6 protein-coding genes and 4 tRNA genes are annotated in these 8,608 nt (G+C 72.7%); 3 read left to right on the plus strand and 7 right to left on the minus strand.

The features are described 5' to 3' along the window. The 6 genes from AOK00_RS17740 to AOK00_RS17765 form a co-directional block, all read right to left on the minus strand. On the minus strand, window positions 1–1,170 hold a 1,170-nt coding region (locus tag AOK00_RS17740; protein ID WP_055601289.1), incomplete at its 3' end, for a diacylglycerol/lipid kinase family protein. 175 nt (window positions 1,171–1,345) lie between these two features. Then, a tRNA-Lys gene (locus AOK00_RS17745) sits at window positions 1,346–1,418 on the minus strand. Window positions 1,419–1,546: 128 nt separating this feature from the next. Further along, window positions 1,547–3,745, minus strand: coding sequence for an FG-GAP repeat domain-containing protein (locus tag AOK00_RS17750; RefSeq protein ID WP_159041785.1), 2,199 nt, complete (start codon window positions 3,743–3,745; stop codon window positions 1,547–1,549). A gap of 225 nt (window positions 3,746–3,970) precedes the next feature. Continuing rightward, window positions 3,971–6,139, minus strand: coding sequence for a DEAD/DEAH box helicase (locus tag AOK00_RS17755; RefSeq protein ID WP_055601286.1), 2,169 nt, complete (start codon window positions 6,137–6,139; stop codon window positions 3,971–3,973). 197 nt (window positions 6,140–6,336) lie between these two features. Further along, the gene (locus tag AOK00_RS39095; protein ID WP_159041786.1) at window positions 6,337–7,050 is read right to left on the minus strand and encodes a hypothetical protein; all 714 of its coding nucleotides are present in this window, start codon (window positions 7,048–7,050) and stop codon (window positions 6,337–6,339) included. Window positions 7,051–7,163: 113 nt separating this feature from the next. Next, window positions 7,164–7,514 (minus strand): metallopeptidase family protein, encoded by a 351-nt coding sequence (locus AOK00_RS17765; protein ID WP_055601288.1) that lies wholly within the window; start codon window positions 7,512–7,514, stop codon window positions 7,164–7,166. Between the two features lie 104 nt (window positions 7,515–7,618). Here AOK00_RS17765 and AOK00_RS17770 point away from each other — a divergent pair. The 3 genes from AOK00_RS17770 to AOK00_RS17780 all read left to right on the plus strand — a co-directional run bounded on the left by AOK00_RS17770 (window position 7,619) and on the right by AOK00_RS17780 (window position 7,901). Continuing rightward, window positions 7,619–7,691: transfer RNA gene (locus AOK00_RS17770), tRNA-Glu, on the plus strand. Window positions 7,692–7,731: 40 nt separating this feature from the next. Further along, a tRNA-Asp gene (locus tag AOK00_RS17775) sits at window positions 7,732–7,805 on the plus strand. A 22-nt stretch (window positions 7,806–7,827) separates the two neighbouring features. Then, a tRNA-Phe gene (locus tag AOK00_RS17780) sits at window positions 7,828–7,901 on the plus strand. Between the two features lie 185 nt (window positions 7,902–8,086). On the opposite strand, the gene AOK00_RS17785 is transcribed toward AOK00_RS17780, so the two are convergent. Continuing rightward, window positions 8,087–8,608, minus strand: a 522-nt coding sequence (locus AOK00_RS17785) for a cytochrome c biogenesis CcdA family protein (RefSeq protein ID WP_173861584.1), incomplete at its 5' end; no start/stop codon positions are given.

Genomic DNA, 8,608 nt, shown 5'->3' on the forward strand with positions numbered 1-8,608 from the left:
GACGAAGGCCGAGGGGGGCACGGGCACGGGGGCCGCGGCCTTCCCCGTCACCTCGACCCGAGCGGCCGTCAGGACGTTCAACCCGGTCGACTGGGTGCCCAGTACGGCCATCTCGGCGGCCTGCGCGGCCCCGTCGACCCGGACGGCGATCACCCCGAGCTCGCCGCCGTCCAGGCGCGGTCTCCGGGCGGCGACGGCGCTGAACGGATCGGGCGCGGCGTACGCGTTGTTGCTGACGAGGAGGGCCTGCTGGGCGGGGAGCCGGAGGCCGTCGGCGGTCGCGTCGAGACGGTCGCCGCCACCCCCCTGGAGCAGGTCGGGGAGGACGTCGACGGCGGTGCCGGCCTTCGCGTCGCGGTACTCGGGAAGCTGGACGACATCGGCGTACACACCGAACGAGACGGTGTTGACGAACGCCCGCCCGGACACGGAGCCGAGGTCGACACGGAGTTCCTCGCCGTCGACGAGGGCGTCGAGGCAGGTCGCCGGGTCGGTGCGGTCGAGCCCCAGGTCGAGGGCGAAGTGGTTGCGGGTTCCTGCGGAGATGACGAGGAAGGGCAGGTCGTGCTCGGCGGCCACGGCGGCGACCAGCGCCTGCGTACCGTCCCCGCCGGCCACCCCGAGCAGGTCGGCGCCGTCGGCGACGGCCTCCCGGGCGAGCGCGGCGACATCGGTCTCGACGGACGGGTCGATGAGGACGACCCGCGCGCCCAGCTTCTCGGCCCGCTCGACGAGCCCGAAGCGGGCGACCTTCCCGCCCCCGGACTTCGGGTTCATGATCAGTACGGGCCGCTTCGGCCGGGACCGCCGCTTCGGCCGCGGGCGGGCCGGCGCGCCGTTCCTGTCCCGGATGAGGCGCAGGGCGGCCCGCGCGCAGACCAGCGCCACGCTCCACGACGCGAGGGCCCCGAGCCCGGTCAGCCAGGGTCCCCAGGCGACGTACAGGACGAGGACGGCGAGCGGCGCGCCGACGGCCAGCAGGGCGCCGGACACCCGCAACGGCCCGCGGTGGGCGAGGAACCACCAGATGCCCACGGCCGAACAGACGAGCCCCACGAGCGCGGCCAGAAGGACCAGCAGCCCGGCGGCGCCGAGCCCCGTCAGCAGCAGCACGACCGCCGTCGCGGCGGCGCCGAGCGCCCACCGCGCCAGCGTCCGGGCCTGATCCATCGGATCACCGGATCCGTTCACCGTCACGGTCCCCACCTCCACGCTCAGCGTCCACGAACCAGATTCGCCCACGATGCCGCACACCGCGTCCCGGATACGGAAGCGCCCCGACCGGTCGAAACCGGTCGGGGCGCTTCTCGGCAGCTCGGAGACCGAAATCCCCGCCTGCCACACGTAGGCCGTGTGGGACTCGAACCCACAACCAACGGATTAAAAGTCCGCTGCTCTGCCAATTGAGCTAACGGCCCGTGGACAAGCACACCCGTGCAGCATAGCCCGAGAGATCCCCCGAACCGATCGGGTATACGCGGACGGCCCGGGACCCGTCCCCACGACATCGTGCGGGACGGGCCCCGAGCCGCGCTCGGGGCGCTCGTCAGGACAGCGTCTTGTACATCTGCCAGCCGCCGCCGATCTTCGCCCGTCCGGCGAAGGCGCCCGCGCCGTTCCCCGCGTAACGCCAGAGCGTTCCGGTCGTGTCGCGGGCCACCAGGTCGGCCTTGCCGTCGCCGGTGAAGTCGCCCACGCCCACGAGGGAGTTGTAGCCCTGCCAGCCGCCGCCGAGCTTCACGCGGGTGCCGAACGTGCCGTCGCCCCTGCCCAGGTAGCGCCAGAGCACACCGGCCGCGTCGCGGGCGAGCAGGTCGCCGGCCTTGTCGCCGTTCAGGTCACCGACGCCGGCGATCGCGTTGTACGCCTGCCAGCCGCCACCCAGCCTCGCGCGTGTCTTGAACGCGCCCTTGCCGTCGTCCGCGTACAGGTACAGCTCGCCGCCGGGCGTGCGCGCCAGCAGGTCCGTCCGGCCGTCACCGGTCAGGTCGCCCGGGGAGGTCAGGGCGTTGTAGGCGTTCCAGCCCGCGCCGATGGTGAGCTTCGGCCCGCCCGGCGCGAACGCCGTCCCGCAGCCGCCGTCATGACGCGTCAGCACCCCGGCGGAGTTCCGTACGAGCAGGTCGTTGCACCGGTCGCCCGACAGGTCCCCGAACGGAACGACCGTCGACGTCGTCGGCCATCCGGTCGCCGTGGCCCCGGTCCCCAGGCCTCCGGCACCCGAGCCCGTACGCACGGTCAGCGCACCGGCCGGGGTCAGCGCGAGCAGGTCGCCCCTGCCGTCACCGCTGAGGTCCCGCCACTTGGGGAGCGGCTTGACGGGGGCGGGGGCGGTGGTGGCCGCACGCAGCTGGGTGGTGAGGTCGCCGCTGGACTGCTGCCACACGGCGACGGGCCGGTCGGCGGCGTCGACGGTGACCAGACCCAGGGCGTAGCCGCTGGTGTTGGTCGAGAGCGGCGTCGGGGCCGCGGACCAGGCGCCGGCGACCCGCGAGGAGGCCATCAGCTTCCGGTCCGTATCGCCCTGGGTCCACACGGCGTGGACGACGCCGTCGGCACCGGCCGTCAGGTCGAACTGGTCGTCGGGCACATAGCCCGTGGAGATCGTCTTCAGTGCGGCCCAGGTACCGGTCGCGGCAGATCGGGTGGTGGTCCGCGCGATGAATCCGCTGCCCTCGACGAAGGTGACACCGAGCAGGGTGACGTCGCCCTCGGGGCCGACCGCGATCTTGCGCCACGCACCGCCGTCGAAGCCGTTGGCCGGTTCCCCGGCACCCCAGGTCAGGCTGCCGGCCGGTCGCCGGGCGACCACGTCGGTACCGACGGAGGAGCCCCGGGCGTCCTGCGTGTGCCAGACCAGCGCGGCGTGGCCGCCCCTGCCGAGCGCCAGCTTCGGGTTGTGGGCGTACTGCCCGGGGGCGGAGACGGTGACCGGCTTGCTCCACGTGCCGCCCGCCGGCCGGTCGAGGACCTTGATCTCACCGATCTCGGCGCCGGCCTGGACGAAGGCCATGGTCGTCGTGCCGTCCGCCGAGTGGATGAGCTCCGGAACGGAGGAGAGCCCCGCGTCCGTCGTGGGCTCGTCGATCCGCACCGGCTCGGACCAGGCCTCGCCCGGTGCGGTGCGGACCGAGGAGTACACCCCGGCCTTCCCCGCCGAGACTCCCTGCCAGACGGCGACGAGCTCGCCCGACGGCGAGCCGGCCAGCCTCCCGCCGTGGACCCAGCCGGGGTCGGTCATGACGTCCGACACGTCGGACCACGTCGTGGCGCCGGCCGCGAGGGTGACCATCCGGAAGGCACCGCCGGGCTTCTCGTTGCCCGGCCCGCCGTCGTTCGGGTACTCCATCCAGGCCGCCGTGACGGACCCGTCGTCCGAGACGGTGAGCTGGGCCTGGCTGCGCCAGGTGGGCAGGGTGCGCAGGACCTGTACCGCGCCCCAGACGGAGCTGCCCGCCGGGCGCACCGACGCGATGAGCTCGTTCTTGCTGTGGTCCTCGGCGGTCCGGTACCAGAGGGCGACGACCGCCCCGTCCTTGGCCGTCCTGAGGTCCACGAGGCTGTGCAGGGCCGCCTCGTCCGACAGCGGCACGGACGCCGCCCACGGGTCGACCGACGCGGCGGTGGCGACGGCGGCGGCCACCGGCGCGGCAGTCGCCGTCGCGGTCAGCGGGCCGAGGCCGGCGAGAAGGGTCGTCGCGGTGACGGCCGCGATGGAATGGCGTAGAAGAGCGCTACGAGGCACTCGGGTCCTCCCCTGAGGATCAGCGTAGAGGCATGGGGAGGACGGCGGCTCTCGTGCCGAACAGATGTCGGTTCATGGCCCCCCGGCCGCACCGCCCCCATGCGAGTGCGCCGATGCTAACAGCCGCCCCCGCATGTCGAAAACGACTTTCGAACCCGTTCAAAGCAGCAGGGCCCGTACGCCACCGAAGTGTCGTACGGGCCCTGCTCAGCTTGCTACGTGAGGTCAGCCGTTGCGCTTCCAGCGCGGCTTGTCGTCGCGGCGGCCGAAGGAGCCACCGGTCGAGCCGGTCGAGCCGGTGCCGCGGTGGTCGTCACGACGGCCGTACGGACGGTCGCCGCCACCCGGGCGGAAGCCGCCGGCGGGGCGGTCGTCACGACGGTCGCGGTTGAACGGACGGTCGCTGCCGCGGTGGCCGCCGGCCGGACGGTCGTCACGGCGCTCGAAGGAACGGCCGCCGCGGTCGTCGCGGTTGAAGCCACCCGAGGGGCGGTCGTCACGACGGAAGCCACCGGACGGACGGTCGTTGTCGCGACGGAACCCGCCACGGTCGCCACCACGGTCGTCGCGGTTGAAGCCACCCGAAGGGCGGTCGTCACGACGGAAGCCACCGGACGGACGGTCGTTGTCGCGACGGAACCCGCCACGGTCGCCACCACGGTCACCGCCGCGGAAACCACCACGGTCGCCACCACGGTCGCCACGGTCGTCGCGGTTGAAGCCGCCACGGTCACGACGCTCGTAGTTGCCCCGATCGTCGCGGGCCGGACGCTCCTCGCGGCGCTGCTCCTCGGCGCGGGCGGCACGCTCGGCCTCCACGGCGGCGGCCGCGACCTCGGCCTCGGCGGCCTCGGTCACCTCGGCGACAGCGGCCTCGGGGTCCTCGCCACGCTCACGGGCGGCGCGGGCCACCAGACGGTCGGCCTCCTCGCGGAGCTCGACGGCACGGCGCTGCAGGCGCTCCAGCTGCTTGGTCAGGTCGACGACCTCACGCTCGGCCTGCTTGGCCGAGTTGTTCGCCGAGTCGGCCTGGACCTCGGTCAGCGAACGGGCGCCGGTGATCTCGGCGACCTCGGGGTCGAACGCGCCGGCACCACCGACGATGTGGCGCGAGGCGTCGACGCCCGCGTCCTCCATCAGACGGAAGATCTGACGGCGCTGGTGCGGCAGGGCCAGGGAGACCACGACACCGGAGCGGCCGGCACGGGCGGTACGGCCCGAGCGGTGCAGGTAGTCCTTGTGGTCGCCGGCCGGGTCCACGTTGAGGACCAGGTCGATGCCGTCGACGTGGATGCCTCGGGCGGCGACGTCGGTCGCGACGAGCGCGTTGACGTAGCCGTCCTTGAAGTCGGCCAGGGTCCGCGTACGGGCGCCCTGGGTCATGCCGCCGTGCAGCGCGTCGGCCTTCACACCGGCGTCGCGCAGCTGCTCCGCGATGCGGTCCGCGCCCAGCTGGGTACGGACGAAGATGATCGTGCGGCCCTTGCGGGCGGCGATGGCGGCGGTGACCGGCGCCTTGTCCTTCGGCTTCACGACGAGGACGTGGTGGGTCATGGTGGTGACGGCACCGGCCGACGGGTCGACCTCGTGCGTGACCGGGTCCACCAGGTAGCGCTTGACCAGGCTGTCGATCTCGTTCTCCAGGGTGGCGGAGAAGAGGAGGCGCTGGCCGCCGGCCGGGACCTGGTCGAGCAGCTCGGTGACCTCGGGCAGGAAGCCCAGGTCGGCCATCTGGTCGGCCTCGTCGAGGACGGCGATCTTGACGGCCTCGAGGGAGCAGGCGCCGCGGTTGATGATGTCGCGCAGGCGGCCCGGGGTGGCGACGAGGATGTCGACGCCACGCTCCAGGGCGTAGATCTGGTTGCCCATGGACGTACCGCCGCAGACGACCTTCATCTTGAGGCCGAGCACGTCGCCGTACGGCTGGAGGGCGTCCGCGACCTGCATCGCGAGCTCACGGGTCGGGGTCAGGATGACGCCGCGGGGCTTCTTCTTGTCGGTGTGACCGCCGGCCAGGGTGGCGAGCAGCGGCAGACCGAAGGAGAGGGTCTTGCCGGAGCCGGTACGGCCACGGCCCAGGATGTCCTTGCCGGCCAGGGCGTCCGGGATGGTCGCCGCCTGGATCGGGAAGGGGGTGGTGACACCGTTCTGCGCGAGCTTGCGCACGACGCCGTCCGGCAGACCGAGGTCGCTGAAGGTGATCGTGGGCTCGGCGGGCTCCTCGACGGAGTCGTCCGAGTCGGTGTCGATGTCGAGGGCCTCGACGGCCTCGACGATGTCGTCGGTGTCGATCTCGACGATCGAAGTGATCTCGGTGATCTCGGCGGCCTCTACGGCCTCGACGATCTCGTCGTTCTCGGGCATGACGGCGTGATCAGAACTGAAAATGGACATGCGAAATGCGAAACCTTCCGGAGTCTCGGCACGCGCCCGTCAACTCCGTGATTTCGCAAACGACCGCCTCAATGCGGTCAGCCACGGCTAGGGAGAGTACGCGCCACACGGCGCTCTTCTGTGTCGGCGCCGGGCAATGGGATCAAACGATCTACCACCATACGCACCCTCCCCCACCTATGGCAAATCGGACTCCCTCACACCGGTCCGACCTGCGGAGACGCCACCGGCTCCGGGGGCGCACCCGGCCCGTCCGCGGCGCGCATCGCACCCATCTGGGTGTCGGGTCCGGGCGACGGCGGATCCGTCGGATGGGAGGTCGGCTCGGGGGTCGGCTCGGGAGTGGGCTCCGCGGTCGGCTCGGGCGTCGGCTCAGGGGTCGGCTCCGCGGTCGGCTCCGGTGGGGGCGTGCCCCCGCCGCCCGGACCGCCGGAGCCGCCGCCGTTCGCCCCGCCGCCATTGCCGCCACCCCCGTTCCCGCCGCCGTTGCCACCGTCGCCGCCGTTGCCGGCGGAACCGCCCGAGCCGCCGCCCGGGCCGTCCTGACCGCCCGTCGGCTGCGGCTTGGACGGGCCGCCGGGGCCGCCCGGACCCTCCACCGGCAGCACCGCGCCCGGGGAGGGCTTCGCCGTGCCCGAGGGGGAGCCGCTCGGCACCGGGGACTCCGTACCGGAGCCGGCCACGTCGGGGCCGCCACCGCCCGGCCGGCCGTTCCACGAACCGGCGTCCCCACCGGGCTCGCCGGCCGCACCGCCGCCGGAATCGGTCGCCACGCCCCGCTTCCCGCCGGACGCGCCGGGCGCCGGCTTCGCCCCCTCGTCACTCACACTCATACAGCCGCTCAGACCGGCACAGGCCGCGACGGCCAGCGCGGCGGCGGCCCATCTGACACGGGTGGGCAAATGGCGCACGGGGGCACCTCCAGGACACGACAGGCAGGAACGGAACGAGTTGCACTGCCCAACTCCCCCGGCGCCACAAGGGACACGCCCGAAAGGGCCCGGGCGTGTGCCCGGGGTGTCACTCAGCCGTAGCCCAGCGCGTGCAGCCGCTCGTCGTCGATGCCGAAGTGGTGGGCGATCTCGTGCACCACCGTGATCTCGGTCTCCGCGACCACGTCCTCGCGCGACTCGCACATCCGCAGCGTCGGCCCCCGGTAGATCGTGATCCGGTCCGGCAGCACACCGGCGTACCACTCGCCGCGCTCGGTCAGCGGCGTCCCCTCGTAGAGCCCGAGCAGGTCGGGATCGTCCGCGGCGGGCTCGTCCTCCACGAACACCGCGACGTTGTCCATCAGCCGCGTCAGCTCCGGCGGAATGCGGTCCAGGGCCTCGGCGACCAGCTCTTCGAACTCCTCGCGCGTCATCTCCAGCACGCGCCCATTGTCCCCCCGCCGGAAACCGTTTTGGCGATAGCGCCCGGCATCCCATATGCTTCTCACGTCCCCGACGCGCTGCGAAGCGCCCAGGTGAGCCTCTAGCCCTCATCGTCTAGTGGCCCAGGACGCCGCCCTTTCAAGGCGGTAGCACGGGTTCGAATCCCGTTGGGGGCACGCAACATCGTGTGCGAGACTTGTTCTCGTCACAAAGCCAGGTCCTGTGGAGCAGTTGGTTAGCTCGCCACCCTGTCAAGGTGGAGGTCGCGGGTTCAAGTCCCGTCAGGATCGCTGAGATCAGCAATGGTCTCGTGGCTGGGTAGCTCAGTTGGTACGAGCGATCGCCTGAAAAGCGATAGGTCGCCGGTTCGACCCCGGCCCCAGCCACAAACAGAAGGCCCCGTTCGAAAGAACGGGGCCTTCGTCGTTCCCGGGACCGGAGAAGTCCCCACGGGGGCAGCACAGGGGCCGTACGGGGTCCCCACGGGGCACTACGAGGGCAGTACGGCGGCCGTACGAGGGCAGTACGGCGGCCGTACGGGGAGGACGCCCAGAGCCCCCTCCCCGTACTGTCAGACCTCCTCGCGTTCCCCCGAACGGCTCCCCCGCCTCGCCCGCAGCGCGAGCACCAGCGCCACCACGGCCACCACCGCGACGAGCAGCGCCCAGTCCGGGACCGCCCGGCCGAGCGAGGCCACCCGCTGCTCCACCGCGAACGAGTCGTCCACCGACAGCAGGCCCGGCAGCGCGGTCGTCCCGTCGAAGACCAGGAAGAGCGTCCCGAGGGCCACGAAGAACAGGCCCGAGAGCAGCGACGTCGAGTGGAGCGTGAGGGGCCCCGCCCGCAGCGGCCGGCCCCGCAGCCAGGACCGCCGGCCCAGGTCGTACCTCTCCCAGAGCAGCGCGAGCACGAACAGCGGAACGGCCATGCCGAGCGCGTACACGGCGAGGAGCAGTCCCCCGTACGCCGGGCTGCCGCTCAGCGCCGCGACGGTCAGCACGCTGCCGAGGATCGGGCCCGCGCAGAAGCCCGCGAGGCCGTAGACCAGGCCGAGGGCGTAGACGGAGAGCGCCGACGTGGGCCGGATCCGGCC

The sequence above is a fragment of the Streptomyces aureus genome (assembly GCF_001418135.1).
In the GTDB taxonomy this organism is placed as follows: domain Bacteria; phylum Actinomycetota; class Actinomycetes; order Streptomycetales; family Streptomycetaceae; genus Streptomyces; species Streptomyces aureus_A.

Bases quoted from the DNA above. Each gene is read 5' to 3' on its own strand.
- AOK00_RS17755 (WP_055601286.1), bottom strand. From the start codon at position 6,139: ATGTCCATTTTCAGTTCTGATCACGCCGTCATGCCCGAGAACGACGAG.